Raw genomic sequence first — 18,203 nt, 5'->3', positions numbered from 1 at the left:
TCCTTGATGGGCCGGGGCCCTCGCGCGTTGCGGGCTCAGCCGAGCGGGGAGCCGCCGAAGTAGTCGTCGTCGCCGGGGGAGGGGTCGGCCGGCCGGCGGCGCGGGGGCGGGTCCTGGCGGTTCGGCGCGCTGTCGCGGTCGGCGAGCGGGTCGGTGAACTCGTCGTCCGCGGCGGGTTCGTCGTACCGGGGTGCGGCGTGCCGGCCGTGGTCCGGCGCCGGTGGTGCGGGCGGTGGGGGCGGGGTGCCCGGATTGTCCGCGGTGGCCGGTCCGCGGTCCGCGAGCGGGTCGGCGAAGTCGTCGTCCGACGGCGCGCTGTGGCGCGACCGCGGCTCGTCCTGCGGCGGCGTGCCGTGCCGGCCCTGCTCCGGCACTTCGTGCGCCGGCTGCGCACTGCTCGCGAGCGGGTCCTCGTTCGAGAAGCCCTTCGGCTCCTCCTCAGCGGCCGGGTACGTCGGGCGCCCGGTGTCGGCAACGTCGCTGCGGGCTCCTTCGCGTGCTTCGAGCACCTCTTCGGGCGAGAGTCCTTCCTGCAGCTCCTCGTACATGTCCTTCGCCTCGCCGAGCTTGCCGGACGCGAGGGCCCGTACGTCCGGGTCGGCGAAGGCACGGCCGGAGGCGACGTCCTCCCACGTGAGCTTGCCGGCGTCGACCTTCTTCTTGACGAGCCGCAGCTCGGCCGAAGCGTCCGGCTTCGACGCGGCCCGCTTGACCGCCTCGACACGTTCGGGGGTATCGGTTTTCGGGAGTGGCTTCAGCCGCAGCTTTTCGAGGCTCTTCAGCAGCTCGCGCGACTTGGCCACGGCGCCCTCGAGCGCCGCTTCCGCCTGGCGGATCTCCGGGGTCTTCCACGCGTCCTGCGCGGGAACCTGCCCTGACATGACGGACGGTCCTCTCAGTCGATGTGGCCGCTGATCCGGCCGCTTCCGGAGTGCACCGGGGTCGAACTCGCCGCGCGGCTGTCCCAGTACTTCTCGTTCTTCTCTGCCTGCTCGTCGGAGTCCTTGGCGCCGTCGGCCGCGGACTTCGCGATCTTGACACCGTCTCCGGCGATGGCTTTGGTGTCGTCCTTGATGTCGCCGACGTCGCCCGCGATGTTCTTGCCGATGTCGACCGCGTCGCTGAGACTGTCGATGTCCTTGATCTTCGCCAGCTGCGACCCGATGTCCTTCACCGAGTTCCACAGCTGGCCGACCTTCTCGATCACGTCCTTGATCGTCTCGATGATCGAGATGATGGCGTTGATCAGCGGCAGGATCTCCGTGAGGCCGGTGATCGCGTCGGCGACCCACCCGGCGATCGGCACGCACGCCTCGGCCGCCATCGTGAGCAGCCGGTCGATCAGGCTCTTCAGCAGGTCGAGTGCCTTGGCCGTGAGCTTCTTCGACGTGTCCGACAGGAAGTCGAAGCCCTTCGCGATCAGGCTCGCGATCCCGGCCTCCGCCATCAGCCCGGCGCGCCACCCCGCGTCGACGTACGCCTTGTGCGCGAGCGCCGCGGGACCGGTCCAGCTTTCGCCGAGCACCTTTTCGTTGCCGACCATCACGGCCGAGAACGCCTTCATCGACGTCGAGATGTTGCGCCACGCCTCGGCGTCGGCCGACATCTTCGAGAAGTCGCCCGTGATCGGCTCGATGAACTTCTGCGTGAGCGTTTCGCCGGTGAGCTTTTGGAAGATCCACTCCACCGCCATCACCTCGACGCCGGCTTCCTTCACCAGGTCCTGGATGTCCTCGCCGGACGTGTCCTCGGGCGGCTGGAGCGGTTCGGTGATGGTGCTGCCGTCGTCGAACCCGGCGGCCGTCTTGCCGCCGGGGCCCGGGAGCTCCGGCGCCTCCTTTTTGTCGTCGCCGCCGGACTCCTCGTCCTCGTCCTTTTCCTTTTTCTTCTTCTTCGGCTCTTCCTCGTCTTCGTCCTTGTGCGTCTTGGTCTTGGTGCCGCCGCCGTGCTTGGCCATGTCGGTTCCCTCGAGGCAGTGGATCAGAGGCAGTGGGTCAGGTGGGTAGCGGTCAGCCCGCGGCCGGGGGCTCGATCGAGCCGAGTGAGCCGCCGAGCTCCTTCAGCAGAGCCGAGACCTGACCCTGGTGGTGGTCGTAGGCGTCGGCCGCGCCCTTGATGCCGTGGCTCAGCGACGAGAGCCGGTTCTGGCCGAAGCCGAGAGTGTCGCCGTAGAGACCCGACACGAGCTCCACCACGGGGCGCAGCACGGAGAAGAGCCCCGTGAAGCCCGCCGTGTCGCACGCGGTCGTGCTCATGTAGTCCTTGATCTTGTCGACCTGCGCGTGGAGCCCGTCGACCACGTCGGCGTACTCCCGCATCGTGCCCGTGTGCACTTCGAAGTCCGGCACCGAATCCCTCCCCTTGATCGTCGATCGACGAACACTATGGCAGGAAGTGATCACCCAGCGTGGAGGGTTTCGGGAAATCAACCGGTTTGACGACAGCAGTCAGGCAAAGGGCGCAAATCAGGCACGATATCCACAATGGACGGTCATAGGTCCGGCAGGCCGAGTTCCAGGTTCGGTGCCTGCAGTCCACCGTCCACTTCGAGCACTTTGCCCGTCACGTAGGCACCGGCGGGCGAAGCCAGGTACAGCACCGCCGAGGCGACGTCCTCGGCGGAGCCGATGCGCTGCAACGGGGTGGCACCCTCCATCTTGGTCCGGATCTCCTGGTTGCCCGCCACGACTTCCAATGCGGACGTGAGCACCGAACCGACACAGATCGCGTTCACGCGCACCTTCGGCGCCAAGTCGACGGCGGCCAGGCGTGTGTAGTGCGACAGCGCGGCCTTCGCCGTGCCATAGGCGAGGAACCCCCGGCCCTGCACGCGGCCCATGATCGACGAGATGTTGACCACCGCGCCGCCGCTTTCGAGCAGTGCGGGGGTGGCGGCGGCCGTCAGCGCGTGGGCGGTGGCGACGTTGAACCGGAACGCCTCCTCGAGGAACTCCGCCGTCGTCTCCGTGAACGGGCGCGGGTACGTGCCGCCGACGTTGTTGACGACGATGTCAAGCCGGCCGAACTCCCCGGTGGCCGCGGCAGCCAGCGCGGCGGCGGCCATGGGGTCGGCCAGGTCGGCCGGCACCACGTGCGCGCGGCGCCCGGCCGCGGCCACGCGCTCGGCGACCTCCCGGAGCTGGGCTTCGGTGCGGGAGGCGATGACCACGTCGGCGCCGGCTTCGGCGAGCGCCACGGCGGTGGCCGCGCCGATGCCGCGGCCGGCGCCCGTGACCACCGCGACCCGGTCCGTGACGCGGAACCGATCGAGGATCATGCGGCGGACGCTAACACGTTTCACCACGGTGCGGCAGCGGTCACACAGGTGGACGCGCGGCAGTGCATCGACCACGCTGAGTACCGGAAATCCGTCTGTGACGCAGGATCCGTTAAGTGCCGGTTACACTTGACGGAATCGCACAGATCAGATAGTTAGCTAAGCGAACGACATACAGGTGATCAGGAACTACGTCGTTCCGCGCAGCCAGATCGTTACCGTTCATCGCCGTCCGGGCCGCTCTGAGGTGCTGCTCCCCTGTTTCCCAGGTGTTAAAGTCGCGCTAACAAGCGGGCCATCGTCGTCCCGTGCGCTCCCCACGGCCGGTCCGCCGGCCATCGCACGAAACGACGAAGGAGGTCCCTTTTCCATGATCTTCTCCGCCAATCCCGGCAAGCAGGGTCTCTACGACCCGACCAGCGAGCAGGACTCCTGCGGCGTCGCCATGGTGGCCGACGTCAGGGGCCGCCGCTCCCACGGCATCGTCACCGACGGACTGACCGCGCTGGCGAACCTCGAGCACCGCGGCGCCGCGGGCGCCGAGCCCACCAGCGGTGACGGTGCCGGGATCCTGCTGCAGCTGCCCGACGAGCTGCTGCGTGCCGAGGCCGGCGTCTCCCTTCCCGCGCCCGGCACGTACGCCGCAGGCATCGCGTTCCTGCCCGCCGAGGCCGAGCAGCGTCGCAAGGCCGTCGAGCTGACGAAACGCGTCGCCGCGGAAGAAGGCCTCGACCTGCTCGGCTGGCGCGACGTACCCGTGGACGCCGAGGGGGCCGGAATCGGTCCCACGGCGCTTTCGGTGATGCCGCACTTCGCGATGTTGTTCGTCACCTCGCCGGGCGGCGAGTCCGGGCTGGACCTCGACCGGCTCGTGTTCGGCCTGCGCAAGCGCGTGGAACACGACAGCGAGTCCGCGGGCTGCGGCACGTACTTCGCGTCGCTGTCGGCGCGCACGATCGTCTACAAGGGCATGCTCACCACCGAGCAGCTGCCCCGGTTCTTCTCCGACCTCCGGGACACCCGCCTCGAAAGCGCGATCGCGCTGGTGCACTCGCGCTTCTCCACCAACACGTTCCCGTCGTGGCCGCTCGCGCACCCGTTCCGGTTCGTGGCCCACAACGGCGAGATCAACACCGTGCGCGGCAACCGCAACCGCATGCGCGCCCGCGAAGCACTGCTCGAGTCCGACCTGATCCCGGGCGACCTCACGCGCCTGTACCCGATCTGCTCGCCCGAAGCGAGTGACTCGGCGTCGTTCGACGAGGTGCTCGAGCTGCTGCACCTGGGCGGGCGCTCGCTGCCGCACGCGGTGCTGATGATGATCCCGGAGGCGTGGGAGAACCACGCCACGATGGACCACGAGCGCCGCGCGTTCTACCAGTTCCACGCGAGCCTGATGGAGCCGTGGGACGGCCCGGCGTGCGTCACGTTCACCGACGGCACGCTCGTCGGCGCGGTGCTCGACCGCAACGGCCTGCGCCCGGCGCGCTGGTGGCGCACCGCCGACGACCGCGTGGTCCTCGCGTCCGAGGCCGGCGTGCTCGACGTCGCGCCCGCGGACGTCGTCGCGAAGGGCCGCCTCAAGCCGGGCCGGATGTTCCTCGTGGACACCGAGGCCGGTCGCATCGTCTCCGACGACGAGGTCAAGTCCGAGCTCGCGAAGGAGCACCCGTACGAGGGCTGGCTGCACGCCGGCCTGCTGAAGCTCGCCGAGCTGCCCGACCGCGACCACGTGGTGCAGAGCCACGATTCGGTGCTGCGGCGTCAGCTCGCCTTCGGCTACACCGAAGAAGAGCTCAAGATCCTGCTCGCGCCGATGGCCGCCAAGGGCGCCGAGCCCATCGGCTCCATGGGCACCGACACCCCGGTCGCCGTGCTGTCGCAGCGGTCGCGGCTGCTATATGACTACTTCAAGCAGAACTTCGCGCAGGTCACCAACCCGCCGCTCGACGCGATCCGCGAAGAGCTCGTCACGTCGATGGCGCGCATCATGGGCCCCGAGCGCAACCTGCTCGCGCCCGGCCCCGCGTCGTGCCGGCACCTGAACCTGCCGTACCCGGTGATCGACAACGACGAGCTGGCGAAGCTCATCCACATCAACGACGACGGCGACCTGCCGGGCTTCGCGTGCAGCGTCCTTTCCGGACTGTACGAAGTGGACGGTGGTGCCGAGGCGCTCGCCGCCGCCGTGGAGCGCGTGCGCCGCGAGGCGTCGGAGGCGATCGCCGCCGGGGCGCGCACGCTCGTGCTGTCCGATCGCGACTCCGACCACCGCCTGGCGCCGATCCCGTCGCTGCTGCTCGTGTCCGCCGTGCACCACCACTTGGTGCGCACCAAGGAACGCCTGCGCGTCGCCCTCGTCGTGGAGACCGGCGACGCGCGCGAGGTGCACCACATCGCGCTGCTGCTGGGTTACGGCGCCGCCGCCGTGAACCCGTACCTCGCCTTCGAGACGATCGAGGACATGATCGGGCAGGGCGCCATCTCCGGCCTCGAGGCCGGCAAGGCGGTCCGCAACTACGTGCAGGCGCTCGTGAAGGGCGTCCTGAAGATCATGTCCAAGATGGGCATCTCCACCGTCGGCGCCTACACGGCGGCGCAGGTGTTCGAGTCGCTGGGCCTGAGCCAGGACCTGCTCGACGAGTACTTCACCGGCACGTCGTCGAAGCTCGGCGGCGTGGGCCTGGAGGTGCTCGCCGAAGAGGTCGCCGTGCGCCACCGCCGCGCGTACCCGGACAACCCGACCGACCGCGTGCACCGCGGTCTCGACACCGGCGGCGAGTACGCCTACCGCCGCGAGGGCGAACTGCACCTGTTCACCCCGGAGACGGTTTTCCTGCTGCAGCACGCTTCGAAGACGGGCCGCGAAGAGGTCTACCGCAAGTACACCGACGAGGTGCACCGCCTCTACCGCGAGGGTGGCGCGCTGCGTGGGCTGTTCAAGTTCCGCGACGGCGCGCGCGAGCCCGTGCCGCTCGACGAGGTCGAGCCGGTGGAGGCGATCCTCAAGCGCTTCAACACCGGCGCGATGTCCTACGGTTCGATCTCGGCCGAAGCCCACGAGACGCTCGCCATCGCGATGAACCGCATCGGCGGCCGCTCCAACACGGGTGAGGGCGGCGAAGACGCGGAGCGCCTCTACGACCCCCAGCGGCGCAGCGCCATCAAGCAGGTGGCGAGCGGCCGGTTCGGCGTCACGAGCGAGTACCTGGTCAACGCCAGCGACCTCCAGATCAAGATGGCGCAGGGCGCGAAGCCGGGCGAAGGCGGCCAGCTGCCGCCGAACAAGGTGTACCCGTGGATCGCGCGCACGCGGCACTCGACGCCGGGCGTCGGGCTCATCTCGCCTCCGCCGCACCACGACATCTACTCGATCGAGGACCTGGCGCAGCTCATTCACGACCTGAAGAACGCCAACGAGCAGGCCCGCGTCCACGTGAAGCTGGTCTCTTCGCTGGGCGTCGGCACGGTGGCCGCGGGTGTTTCCAAGGCCCACGCCGACGTGGTGCTCATCTCCGGGCACGACGGCGGCACCGGCGCGTCGCCGATGAACTCGCTCAAGCACGCCGGCACGCCGTGGGAGATCGGCCTCGCCGAGACCCAGCAGACGTTGCTGCTCAACGGCCTGCGCGACCGCATCACCGTGCAGGTCGACGGCGCGATGAAGACCGGGCGCGACGTGGTGATCGCGGCGCTGCTCGGTGCCGAGGAGTACGGGTTCGCGACGGCCCCCCTCGTCGTCGCGGGCTGCGTGATGATGCGCGTGTGCCACCTCGACACCTGCCCGGTCGGCGTCGCGACGCAGAGCCCCGAGCTGCGCAAGCGGTACACGGGCCAGGTCGACCACGTCGTGAAGTTCTTCGAGTTCGTGGCCGAGGAGGTGCGGGAAACGCTGGCGCAGCTGGGTTTCCGCACGCTCGACGAGGCCATCGGGCACGCCGAGGTGCTCGACACAGCCGCGGCACAGGCGCACTGGAAGTCGGCCGGGCTCGACCTCGCGCCGATCTTCGAGATGCCATCCGAAACGCCGTATGGCGGCGCCAAGCGGCGCGTGCGCGCGCAGGACCACGGTCTCGAGCACGCGCTGGACCGCACGCTCATCCAGCTCGCGGAGGCGGCGCTGGAGGACGCGCACCCGGTGCGGCTGGAACTGCCCGTGCGCAACGTGAACCGCACCGTCGGCACACTGCTGGGCTCCGAGATCACGCGCCGCTACGGCGGCGAGGGCCTGCCCGAGGACACGATCCACGTGCTGCTCACCGGTTCGGCCGGGCAGTCGCTGGGCGCGTTCCTGCCGCGCGGTCTCACCCTCGACATGGTCGGCGACGCCAACGACTACGTCGGCAAGGGCCTCTCAGGCGGGCGGATCATCGTCCGGCCACACCCGGAGGCGAAGTTCGCCGCCGAGGCGCAGACGATCGCGGGCAACACGATCGCCTACGGCGCCACGAGCGGGGAGATGTTCCTGCGCGGCCAGGTCGGCGAACGCTTCTGCGTCCGCAACTCCGGTGCCACGGTCGTCGCCGAGGGCGTCGGCGACCACGCCTTCGAGTACATGACCGGTGGCCGCGCCGTGGTGCTCGGCCCGACGGGCCGCAACCTCGCGGCCGGCATGTCCGGCGGTGTCGCGTACGTGCTCGACCTCGACCGCGCCAAGGTCAACGAAGACATGGTGGACCTGACCCCGCCGGATGCCGAAGATCTGGTGTGGCTCAAGCAGATCGTCCAGCAGCATCACGACCTCACCCGCTCGGCGGTGGCCGCGTCGCTCCTCGGCGACTGGACGCGGCGCTCGGCTGCGTTCACCAAGGTGATGCCGCGCGACTACCAGCGGGTCCTCGACGCGGCGAAGGCGGCGCGCGCCGCCGGCCGCGACGTCGACGAAGCGATCATGGAGGCCGCTCGTGGCTGACCCGACCGGTTTTCTGAAGTTCCGGCGCGAAGAGCCGAAGAAGAGGTCCAAAGAGGACCGGCTCGCCTCCTGGGGCGAGGTGTACGCCGACGTGGATCCCGGCGAGCGCAACGAAGCGGTGCGCGAGCAGGCTTCGCGGTGCATGGACTGCGGGATCCCGTTCTGCCACTCCGGCGGTTCGGGCTGCCCGCTCGGCAACCTGATTCCCGAGTGGAACGACCTCGTCCGCCGCGGTGACTGGAGTGCGGCGAGCGATCGGCTGCACGCCACCAACAACTTCCCCGAGTTCACCGGGAAACTGTGCCCGGCGCCGTGCGAAGCGGGCTGCGTGCTGGCGATCTCGCCGCTGTCGGGCGGGCCCGTGGCGATCAAGCGCGTCGAGGCCACGATCGCCGACCAGTCGTGGGAAGCGGGCTACGTGCAGCCGCAGGTCGCCGAGGTCTCCTCGGGCCGGCGCGTCGCCGTGGTCGGGTCCGGGCCCGCCGGGCTCGCGGCCGCGCAGCAGCTGACGCGCGCGGGCCACGAGGTCACGGTGTTCGAGCGCGACGACCGCCTCGGCGGCCTGCTGCGCTACGGCATCCCCGAGTTCAAGATGGAGAAGAAGGTCCTCGACCGCCGCCTCACGCAGCTGCGCAAGGAGGGCACGCGGTTCGTCACCGGCTGCGAGGTCGGCGTGGACCTCACGGTGGAGGACCTGCGCGAGCAGTACGACGCCGTCGTGCTCGCCGTGGGCGCGCTGCGCGGCCGCGACGACCGGACCATCCCGGGCCGTGAGCTCGCCGGTGTGCACCTCGCGATGGAGCACCTGGTGCCCGCCAACCGCTTCGTCGAGGGTGACGGCCCGTCGCCGATCGACGCGGCGGGCAAGCACGTCGTGATCATCGGCGGTGGTGACACGGGCGCCGACTCCTACGGCACGGCGACCCGCCAGGGCGCGCTGTCCGTGACGCAGCTGGACCAGTACCCGGCGCCGCCCACCACGCGCGACGACGAGCGTTCGCCGTGGCCGACGTGGCCGTACATCCTGCGCACGTACCCGGCGCACGAGGAAGCCGGTGAGCGGAAGTTCGCCGTGGCCGTGAAGCGGTTCGTCGACGACGGCGAGGGCCGTGTGAAGGCCTTGGAGCTGCAGCACGTCCGCGTTGAGAAGGACCCGGCGACGGGCCGCCGCGAGGTCGTGCCGACCAGTGAAGAGGTCGAGGTGCTGCCCGCCGACCTGGTGCTGCTCGCCATCGGCTTCGCGGGTGTGGAGGAGATGCCGCTGCTCGACGGGCTCGGCCTCTCACTGACCCGCCGCGGCACGCTGTCGTGCGGCTCCGACTGGCAGACCGGCTCCCCGGGCGTGTTCGTCTGCGGCGACGCGCACCGCGGTGCCTCACTCGTGGTGTGGGCCATCGCCGAGGGCCGCTCCGTGGCCAACGCGGTGGACACCTTCCTCACCGGTGATTCGGACCTGCCCGCGCCGGTGCACCCGACAGCGTTGCCGCTCGCGGTGGTCTGATCCGCATCCCCGGCTGCAGGCCCCGGCGCAACGGCGCGCCGGGGCCTGTTTTTCACGCGCCGCGGGCCTGGCCGGGCCTCGCGATCGACGGTGACACCGGGGTACCGCACGTCGCCGTCCGGCGCGCTCGAGAAGCTCACCGCGTGCGGCTGAACTCGGCGGACACCATGCGGGCTCCGCGTGGGCCGAAGCGCCGGAGCGCGCTGTTCCCCCGCGCCGCCGCGGCCACGACAACGGGGGGAGCTTCACCGCCAGGACGGCCCCGACGCGTGACCCGCGTCGCCCTCGCGGAGCCGTGCGGGGCGGCGAACCTTATCCTGGGTCGCGTGAACTGGACAGTGGACGTTCCCGTCGACACACTTCCCGAACTGCCGCCGCTCCCGCCCGAGCTGCGCGAACGCCTCGACGCGGCGCTGGCGTTGCCCGCCGCGCAGCAGCCCGAGTGGCCCGACGTCGAGCTGGCCAAGCGGGTGCGCGGTGTCCTCGAGAGCGTTCCGCCCATCACCGTGCCCGCCGAGATCGACCGGCTGCACAACGAGCTCGCGATGGTCGCGCGCGGCGAGGCCTTCCTGCTGCAGGGCGGTGACTGCGCGGAGACGTTCGAGTCCAACACCGAGCCCCACATCCGCGCCAACCTGCGCACGCTGCTGCAGATGGCCGTGGTCCTCACCTACGGCGCGAGCCTGCCGGTGGTCAAGATGGGCCGCATCGCCGGCCAGTACGCGAAGCCGCGTTCGGCGTCCACCGACGCGCTGGGCCTGCCGGTCTACCGCGGCGACATCATCAACTCGCTGGTGCCGAAGCCCGAGCTGCGGGTGCCGGACCCGGGCCGCATGATCCGCGCGTACGCGAACGCGGGTGCCGCGATGAACCTGGTCCGCGCCCTCACCGGCGCCGGCATGGCCGACCTGCACCAGGTGCACGATTGGAACAAGGACTTCGTGTCGTCCTCGCCCGCCGGCGAGCGCTACGAGGCGCTGGCCGCCGAGATCGACCGCGGCCTGCGGTTCATGAACGCCTGCGGGGTCACCGACTCGTCGCTGCAGTCCACCGAGATCTTCGCCAGCCACGAAGCGCTGCTGCTCGACTACGAGCGCGCCCTGCTGCGGCTGGACAACGCCGACGCGGCCAACCCGAAGCTGTACAACCTGTCCTCGCACTTCCTGTGGATCGGCGAGCGCACACGTCAGCTCGACGGCGCGCACATCGCGTTCGCGGAGCTGCTGGCCAACCCGATCGGGCTCAAGATCGGCCCGACGACCACGCCCGAGCAGGCGCTGGAGTACGTCGAGCGGCTCGACCCGCGGCACGAGGAGGGCCGGCTCACGCTCATCTCGCGCATGGGCAACAGCAAGGTCCGCGAGGTGCTGCCGGCGATCGTCGAGAAGGTCGAGGCGTCCGGGCACAAGGTCATCTGGCAGTGCGACCCGATGCACGGCAACACCCACGAGTCGTCCACCGGCTACAAGACCCGCCACTTCGACCGCATCGTCGACGAGGTGCAGGGCTTCTTCGAGGTGCACCACAAGCTCGGCACCTACCCGGGCGGTATCCACGTGGAGCTCACGGGTGAAGACGTCACCGAATGCCTCGGCGGCGCCCAGGAGATCTCCGACGTCGACCTCTCCGGCCGCTACGAAACCGCCTGCGACCCGCGGCTGAACACGCAGCAATCGCTCGAGCTGGCGTTCCTCGTGGCCGAAATGCTGCGGGGCTGACCCCTCACACGGTGTTCAGGAGCGCCGCGGCGGACTTCACGACGGCGTCGCGCAGGCCGCCGAGGTCGGGGACGGCCTCGGCGTTCGCCTGGAGTCCGATGTGGACGCCGTCGCGGTAGGTCGCGACGGCGATGCCCACCGCGTGGTTGGGCGCCAGCGGTACGAACGGGTAGACCTGCGCCAGCGGCGCGCCCGCCAGCGTCAGCCGGGCGGGCGGCAGCGGCACGGTGGTCACGACCAGGTCGAACAGCAGCGGCGCGGCCCGCCCGGCGGTCTTGGTGCCGAGGCGGTGCAGGAAAGTCGGCACGCGGTCGGCGAGCAGCGGGAACGCGCCGGCGCCCCGCGCGGGGCCGGCGGCCTTGTTGCGGGTCATCGCGCGGCGCACCAGGCCGAGCCGCTCCACCGGGTCGTCGACGCCGATCGGCAGGTCGCACAGGTATCCCGACAACTTGTTGCCGCCGACCTGCCCGCCCGAGCGGCCGCGCACGCTGACCGGGACGAGGGCCCGCAACGTGCGCCCGTCGGCGCGTTTGCCGCGGTTGACCAGCCAGTCGCGCAGCGCACCGGCCAGCACGGCGAGCACCACGTCGTTGCTCGTGCCGCCGTGGGCGCGCCGGATGCGGCGCACGTCGCCGCCGCTGAGGCGCACGAACCCCAGCCGCCGCTCGGCGGACGCCGGCGCGGACACGGGCGAGAGCGGCGGCCGCGCCGCGCGGACCACCGACGTGGCGATCCCCGCCTGCGCGAGCCCGCTGCCCAGCGCGTCCTTCACGGTGTCCAGAGCCGACCGAGGGCGCGGGATCGGCGCCGGCCCGGTGGCGCGGTCCACGGTCCGGCCGGCAACGGTCAGGCCGTCGAGCAGTCCGACGGTCACCGCGTACGCGCCCGCGCCGTCGGTGAGCGCGTGGTGCAGTTTGAGCAGCACGGCGAACCCGCCCTGCGCCAGCCCGGTCACCACCGTCAGGTCCCACAGCGGGCGCCCGGTGTCGAGCGGCTCGGCGATCCACCGGGACGCGAAGTCCGGCAGCGGGTCCGGGTCGTAGAGCGTGGTGAGCTCGTGGTGGTGGATGTGCTGCGCCGCAACGAAATCCGGGTCGTCCGACCACGAGGCCGACCCGGGTGGGAACAATTCGGTGCGCGTTTTCCGGCGCAGCTGGGGGATTTTCGCCGCGCGCTCGGCCAGGGTCTTTTTGATCTCCGCGCCGTCCACCGGAGAGGAAGAAGTGAATGAAAGTACCGCACCCATGTGCATCGGCGCGGTTTCGCTTTCCAGGCACAGAAAAGCGACGTCGAGCGAGCTGAGCGGGGTGCGAACCATCCGACGACCGTCCTCGGGGGTTTTCGTGCGGTGGGTTTTCGTGCGGGAAGGTCCCCACGACACCACCCGCACATGACGGGAGGGTGGTCGCCGTGTTTCGCGAGTGCTAACGACCCGCGGTTTCACTCACCCGGGTCACGCCCGGTCCTTGCGCCTCGGCCTCCGCCCGCCCTTCCCGGCCCGCGACGGCTGCGGCAACTCCACCGGCCACGCCGGCCGTGGCCCCGTCCCTTCGCCACTGCGCGACGGCTGCGGCAACGGCTCGGAGCCGGCGCTCGACGGCTGTGGCAACGGCCCGTCGGGAGCCCGCTGTGATTGCGGCAAGTGCTGCTCGCCGGCTCGCCACGGTCCTGCACCCTCCGTCCGGGCCTGCGGTTCTCCGGCCACTGCCGGCAGCGGCTCGTCAGCCTCGGCCACCGGCCGCGCCGCCTGGTCCCCGGCGAACCGCACTGGCTGGGCCAACCGGGCCTCGGCAAACCGGGACACGTGCAGGAACGGATCCTCAGCCGGTTCCTTCGCGGGCGCGAACGTCGGCCGCCCCGAACCCGCCGGTGTCCTGCGCGGCAACGGCGACTTCGCACCAGGCGCCCGGTCGGGCGTCATCACAGCCGGTGGCTCAGCGCCTGCCGGGTCCGGCCTGATTCCCTCCGCGAGGGCGCTGTGGGGGAGCAGAGAGGCGTCCTCGCCCGGCAGCCGCTGCGCCGGGCGCTCGGCGACCCACCCGGTCGGTGGCATCGGCTCGTGCGCCGGCCCGTCCGGCGCGCGGTGTGGCAGCGGCGACGCTGCACTGGGCGGCTTGCGGGGCACTTCACCTTCGGCCGGCGGGTCCGCGAAGGCCCGCCGTGGGCTTTCCGCGGGTGCGCGACGGGGGAGCGGGGAGGCTCCGTCGGGAGCTCGCTGCGGCGACGAACCCGCGTCCTCAGCCGCCGGTGGGTGGCCGAACGGGGCACCCGTCGGGGCCGAGACGTTCCGGAACGCCCCGCCGTTGCCCGGTCGCTTCGGCAGGCCCGGCCACAGCTCCCCGGCGTCCAGAGCCGCCGCGCGGATGGCCGCGCCGTCCAGCTCGGTGTGGGTTTCCGCGACTTCCCGCTCCAGCCACTGGACCACCACTGTGAACGGCCCGTCCTCGGGCAGCGGCCACACGAAGACACGGTGGTCCAGGTGGAACTGGGAGCCACCACAGCCGTGGGCGCGCAGCACCGGGTGGTCGGGTTCCGAGGCGGCCGGGACGGAGATCGACTCGGAGCTCGCGCGGCTGCCGTCCGGGTACAGCACACCCACCAGCAACGCGTTGTGGTCCGGGATCCGCCGATGGTCGATGAGGGAGCCGCCGCAGCCCTCCTCCAGGGTGTCGCGCGAGTACACCGCCAGCCGGAGCGTCAAGGCCTCCGGCCAGACCTCGACGCCCCGCAGCGCCACGATCGTGCGTTCGGAACGGCCGAGCAGGCGTGCCCACGGCAGCAGCGCCGGGACGATGTGGTCGCTCGGCGGGCCCATCCACGGGCGGCCCTCGTACGCGAAGAGCTCCCGTTCCCGCGCGGGGAACAGGGGTCTCTCACGAGGGCCGTCCGTGAAGAAGCTCATGCGCTACTCGCGCGGGGTCAGGTCGCCGTTCGTCAGCGCCTGCTCCGAAGCGGCCGGACCGGTCGACGGGGGCTTGGCGCCGCCACCCATGGCGTCCATGAGCTGGCGGGCCAGGCCGAGGCCCGTACCGCCCAGCGACAACGCCTTGGTGAACATGTCCGACATCCCGTCCGCGCCGTTCAGGACCACCATGTGGTCGACGTTACCGAACGCCTGGGCGCCGGCCTCGACGATTTCCGGCCAACGTTCGGCCAGCTGCTGTGCTACCACAGCTTCCTGGTTCTCCGCCAGTGCCGCCGCCCGCGCCTTGATCGCCTCGGCCTCGGCGAGACCCTTCGCCCGAGCCGACGCGGCGTCCGCGAGACCCTTCGCCTTCGCGGCCTCCGCCTCGGCCAGACCCCGCGCCTGGGCGGCGGCGGCCTCGGCCTCACCGGTGGCGCGCGTGGCCCCCGCCGACGCCTCCGCGCGGGCCTTCGTGGCCTGCGCCTCCGCCTCGGCGGCGGTCTTCACGCGGGTCGCGTCGGCCGCGGCCCGCAGCTCGGTCTCCTTCGCCTCGGCCTGGGCCCGCGCGATCTGCGCGTCGCGGTCGGCGTCGGCCGTCGTGCGCGTCTCGTAGGCCTTCGCGTCGGCCGGCTTGCGGACCTGCGACTGCAGCCGCTGCTCGGCGAGCGCGGCTTCGAGCTCGGCCGCCCGCGTCTCCTGGACCACGACCTCCTGGCGCGCGGTCGCTTCGGCCAGCGGCCCCGACTGGCTCGCCTTCGCCTTGGCCTGGTCGACCTCGGCCTGGTAGCCCGCCTGCTTGATCTGGCTCTCCCGCATCGCCCCCGCCTTCTGCGCGGCGGCGACCTGCTCGGCCTGCGTGGCCTCCTGGTCACGCTGCGCCTCCGCGATGCGCGCGGCCGACGCGATGGCCGCGGCGTGCGGCTTGCCGAGGTTGAGGATGTACCCGGACTCGTCGTCGATCTCCTGGATCTGCAGCGAGTCGACGATCAGGCCCAGCTTGATCATCTCGGTCGCCGACGACTGCCGCACCTCGCCGGTCAGCGCATCGCGGTTGTGGATCATCTCCTCGATGGTCAGCCCGCCCACGATCGAGCGCAGGTGGCCCGAGAACAGCTCGTGGATGGTGTCGTTCATGCCCTTTTGCTGGTCCAGGAACCGGCGGGCGGCGTTGGCGATCGAGGCGTAGTCGTCGCCCACCTTGTAGATCACCACCGCGCGCACGGTCACGGGCAGGCCCTGCTTGGTCACGCACGAGACCTGCAGGTTCACCCCGCGCGTGTCGAGCGAGAGCCGCCGCGCGGTCTGGAAGCCGGGGATCACGTTGACCCCTCGGCCGGTCACGATCTTGAAGCCGAGGCTGTCGGCGGTCTCGGTGCGCTCGACCCGGATCCCCCACCCCGAGATGATGAGCGCCTCGTTCGGCTCCGCGACCTTGTACAGCACCCGCAGGAGGCCGAACAGCACGATCACGGCTACCACCGCGATCACGACGATGAGCCAGATTTCCATAACCCCTCGCAGCCCGATTTTCGGTTGTTGGCGCCTCTTCGACGCAGCTACGGCCGCAGGGGTTGCCACCGTTCGACGTAAACCGTCCGCGGGGGTTCGAAATCCACCACGAGGACCTGTGTCCCGGTGGGGAATCGGGCTTCGGGGTCGGCCGCGTACGCGTAGAACGCCTCGGTTCCGCCGCGCACGCTGAGCAGCACCTCACCGATCAGGCCGGGACCGACGGCGCCCGTGATGCGACCGCGGCTGCCGATCATCCGCCGAAGCCCCGGATCTTCACCTTCGTGCCCTTGGGCACCAGCGAACCGGGCTGCGGGTCCTGTTGGAACACGAAGTTGAAGCCGCCCCCGCCGCCGTGGCCGCGTCCGCCGCCGCCACCCTGCTTGTCGACGTCGAGCCCGGCCTGCTTGAGGATCTGCTCGGCCTCGTCGAACTGCTTGAACCGCACGTCGGGCACCTGCACGGAGTTGGAGACGAAGACCCTGACCTGCTTGCTGCCCGGCGAGTTCGCCGGCGGGTCGGTGCGCGTGACCCCGCCCGCGGGGATCGTCTGGGAGAACTCCTCGCCGCCGTCCACCGGCTGGAATCCGGCCTGCTGCAGCAGCTGGAACGCCTCGGCCTTCGGCCGGCCCGTCACGTCCGGGACCGGCGGAAGCGGTTCCGGGCCCTTCGACAGGACCACGGTGACCTGGCCGCCGATGTTCACCGGTGTGCCCGCCGCCGGGCTGACGCTCACGACGGTGCCCTGCGGCGCCGTGTCACTGAACGCCGGCGTGCCCTGGACAAGGGTGAGCTGTTGGGCCTGGACCGCCTTCGTCGCGTCGGCCAGCGGGGTGCCGACCTGGATGTTCGGCACCACCGGCCGGCCCTTGGACACGACCACCGACACGGTCGCGTCCTTCTCCAGCTGCGTGCCTTCGGCCGGGTCCACCTCGACCACGATGTTGGCCGGGACGGTGTTGCTGAATTCCTGGGTGTACTTCGGCGTGAGGCTCGCCGCGCGCAGCTTGTCCCCGGCTTCGGCCTGCGTCAGGCCCACGAGCTTGGGCACGGCCGCCGTGGTGGGGGCCGATTCGCTGAGGATGAAGGCGAACGCGCCGATGAGCCCGCCCAGCACCAGCACGCCCAGCGCCACCAGTGCGATCATCTTGCGCCGGTCGCGGGGCTTCGGCGCGTTCTCGGTGCGGGCATGCGAACGCGGCCGCGGTGGTGGTGGCGGCGGGGCCACGGCCTGCTGGCCGGTGGGCGGCGACGGCGGCGGCCCGACGGGCACGGCCCGGGTCAGCGCCCGGGTGCCCTGCGGCCCCGAGACGGGTATGGTCCGCTCGGCCACCGGGATGCGCGGCATCGTGCGCTCGGCGTCGGACATGCGGTCGCCGTCCGGCGGCGGGGGTACGGGAATCGGCACGGGCTGCAGGCCCAGCTCCGCGCGCACGGCCTGCAGTTGCGCGAGGAACGCCCCGGCGTCGGCCGGGCGTTGCTCGGGGTCGCGGCGGGTGGCGCGCAGGATCAGCTCGTCGAGCGCGGGTGGCAGGTCCGGGCGCAGCTCGCTCGGGCGCGGCACGTCGTCGTTCACGTGCCGATAGGCGACGGACAGCGGGGTGTCCCCGGTGTAGGGCGTGGCGCCGGTGAGCATCTCGTACAGCAGGATCCCGGTTGAGTACACGTCGCCGCGCGCTGCTGCGGCGCCCGTCGTCACCTGCTCCGGGGAGAGGTAGGCGACGGTGCCGAGGATGACGCTCGAGCTCGTGGTGCCCGCGCTGGCGACGGCGCGGACCAGGCCGAAGTCGCCGACCTTCACCACACCGCCCGAAAGGGCACCGCTGCTGCGGCCGATGAGCACGTTCTCCGGCTTCACGTCGCGGTGCACCAGGCCGGCGGCGTGCGCGGCCGCCAGGGCCGACAGAACGGGCTCGGCGATGCTCAGCGCGAGCGCCACGTCGAGACGGCCCTGCTCGGCCAGCAGATCGCGCAACGTCCCGCCGTCCACGAGCTCCATCACGAGGAACGCGAGCCCGCTTTCCTCGCCCGCGGGGACGTCGAAACCCTGATCGTGCACGGCTACCACGTTCGGGTGATGCAGCTGCGCTGCCGACCGCGCTTCGCGCACGAACCGGTCCACGAACGACCGGTCGTCGGCGAAGCGGGGATCCATGATCTTGATCGCGACCTGCCGGTCCAGCCGAGTGTCCACACCCCGGTAGACCGCCGACATCCCGCCCCGGGCCAGCAGCCGGTCCACCCGGTAGCGGCGTTCGAGCAGCGTGCCGACGAGACTGGGGTGCGTGCGTGTCACGGCTGGCTATCGTACGGACTGATGCCTGCGGCGGTGAGGTGACCTGGTGGGTCACCCGTGCGTACCAGTGGGGAAACCGGTCGAA

Annotated in this window: 12 protein-coding genes; 3 read left to right on the top strand and 9 right to left on the bottom strand. The window is 71.2% G+C overall.

Annotated elements, in window-relative coordinates:
- Positions 1 to 35: 35 nt before the first annotated feature.
- The 4 genes from I6J71_RS33335 to I6J71_RS33320 form a co-directional block, all read right to left on the bottom strand.
- Entirely contained in the window at positions 36 to 881 is an 846-nt protein-coding gene (locus tag I6J71_RS33335) for a hypothetical protein (RefSeq protein WP_204090477.1), read from the bottom strand.
- A 14-nt stretch (positions 882 to 895) separates the two neighbouring features.
- A complete protein-coding gene (locus tag I6J71_RS33330; RefSeq protein WP_204090476.1) occupies positions 896 to 1,957 on the bottom strand; it encodes a hypothetical protein in 1,062 nt (353 codons plus the stop codon).
- A 52-nt stretch (positions 1,958 to 2,009) separates the two neighbouring features.
- On the bottom strand, positions 2,010 to 2,348 hold the full coding sequence (locus I6J71_RS33325) for a hypothetical protein (RefSeq protein WP_204090475.1): 339 nt from the start codon (positions 2,346 to 2,348) through the stop codon (positions 2,010 to 2,012).
- A gap of 143 nt (positions 2,349 to 2,491) precedes the next feature.
- Positions 2,492 to 3,277, bottom strand: coding sequence for an SDR family oxidoreductase (locus I6J71_RS33320; RefSeq protein WP_204090474.1), 786 nt, complete (start codon positions 3,275 to 3,277; stop codon positions 2,492 to 2,494).
- Positions 3,278 to 3,647: 370 nt separating this feature from the next.
- Here I6J71_RS33320 and gltB point away from each other — a divergent pair, with 370 nt between their 5' ends.
- The 3 genes from gltB (at position 3,648) to I6J71_RS33305 (ending at position 11,408) form a co-directional block, all read left to right on the top strand.
- Positions 3,648 to 8,189 carry a glutamate synthase large subunit gene (gene gltB, locus I6J71_RS33315; RefSeq protein WP_204090473.1) on the top strand — a complete coding sequence of 1,514 codons (4,542 nt, stop codon included), beginning with the start codon at positions 3,648 to 3,650 and terminating at the stop codon, positions 8,187 to 8,189.
- Complete coding sequence (locus tag I6J71_RS33310; protein ID WP_204090472.1) at positions 8,182 to 9,690, top strand: glutamate synthase subunit beta; 1,509 nt, start codon at positions 8,182 to 8,184, stop codon at positions 9,688 to 9,690. The genes gltB and I6J71_RS33310 overlap by 8 nt, the downstream gene beginning before the upstream one ends.
- Before the next feature lie 326 nt (positions 9,691 to 10,016).
- On the top strand, positions 10,017 to 11,408 hold the full coding sequence (locus I6J71_RS33305; RefSeq protein WP_204090471.1) for a class II 3-deoxy-7-phosphoheptulonate synthase: 1,392 nt from the start codon (positions 10,017 to 10,019) through the stop codon (positions 11,406 to 11,408).
- A 4-nt stretch (positions 11,409 to 11,412) separates the two neighbouring features.
- Here I6J71_RS33305 and I6J71_RS33300 read toward each other — a convergent pair whose 3' ends face one another.
- From I6J71_RS33300 to pknB, 5 genes are all read right to left on the bottom strand, one after another.
- The gene (locus I6J71_RS33300) at positions 11,413 to 12,660 is read right to left on the bottom strand and encodes a wax ester/triacylglycerol synthase family O-acyltransferase (RefSeq protein ID WP_239155504.1); all 1,248 of its coding nucleotides are present in this window, start codon (positions 12,658 to 12,660) and stop codon (positions 11,413 to 11,415) included.
- Between the two features lie 201 nt (positions 12,661 to 12,861).
- A complete protein-coding gene (locus I6J71_RS51310) occupies positions 12,862 to 14,310 on the bottom strand; it encodes a hypothetical protein (RefSeq protein WP_370542007.1) in 1,449 nt (482 codons plus the stop codon).
- Between the two features lie 3 nt (positions 14,311 to 14,313).
- Positions 14,314 to 15,822: a flotillin family protein gene (locus I6J71_RS33290; RefSeq protein WP_204090469.1), complete on the bottom strand. Its 1,509-nt coding sequence runs from the start codon at positions 15,820 to 15,822 to the stop codon at positions 14,314 to 14,316.
- Between the two features lie 47 nt (positions 15,823 to 15,869).
- Positions 15,870 to 16,079 (bottom strand): hypothetical protein, encoded by a 210-nt coding sequence (locus I6J71_RS33285; protein ID WP_204090468.1) that lies wholly within the window; start codon positions 16,077 to 16,079, stop codon positions 15,870 to 15,872.
- Positions 16,076 to 18,118, bottom strand: a complete 2,043-nt coding sequence (pknB, locus tag I6J71_RS33280) for a Stk1 family PASTA domain-containing Ser/Thr kinase (RefSeq protein ID WP_204090467.1) — start codon at positions 18,116 to 18,118, stop codon at positions 16,076 to 16,078. The genes I6J71_RS33285 and pknB overlap by 4 nt, the downstream gene beginning before the upstream one ends.
- Positions 18,119 to 18,203 lie beyond the last annotated feature (85 nt).

The sequence above is a fragment of the Amycolatopsis sp. FDAARGOS 1241 genome, assembly GCF_016889705.1.
GTDB lineage: Bacteria > Actinomycetota > Actinomycetes > Mycobacteriales > Pseudonocardiaceae > Amycolatopsis.
This window is presented reverse-complemented; position numbering and strand designations above follow the sequence as displayed.

Excerpts from the sequence above, each read along its gene's own strand:
- I6J71_RS33285 (WP_204090468.1), bottom strand. The coding sequence starts at position 16,079 with ATGATCGGCAGCCGCGGTCGCATCACGGGCGCCGTCGGTCCCGGCCTG.
- I6J71_RS33330 (WP_204090476.1), bottom strand. The coding sequence starts at position 1,957 with ATGGCCAAGCACGGCGGCGGCACCAAGACCAAGACGCACAAGGACGAA.
- I6J71_RS33300 (WP_239155504.1), bottom strand. The coding sequence starts at position 12,660 with ATGCACATGGGTGCGGTACTTTCATTCACTTCTTCCTCTCCGGTGGAC.
- I6J71_RS33290 (WP_204090469.1), bottom strand. The coding sequence starts at position 15,822 with ATGGAAATCTGGCTCATCGTCGTGATCGCGGTGGTAGCCGTGATCGTG.
- I6J71_RS33320 (WP_204090474.1), bottom strand. The coding sequence starts at position 3,277 with ATGATCCTCGATCGGTTCCGCGTCACGGACCGGGTCGCGGTGGTCACG.
- I6J71_RS51310 (WP_370542007.1), bottom strand. The coding sequence starts at position 14,310 with ATGAGCTTCTTCACGGACGGCCCTCGTGAGAGACCCCTGTTCCCCGCG.
- gltB (WP_204090473.1), top strand. The coding sequence starts at position 3,648 with ATGATCTTCTCCGCCAATCCCGGCAAGCAGGGTCTCTACGACCCGACC.
- I6J71_RS33335 (WP_204090477.1), bottom strand. The coding sequence starts at position 881 with ATGTCAGGGCAGGTTCCCGCGCAGGACGCGTGGAAGACCCCGGAGATC.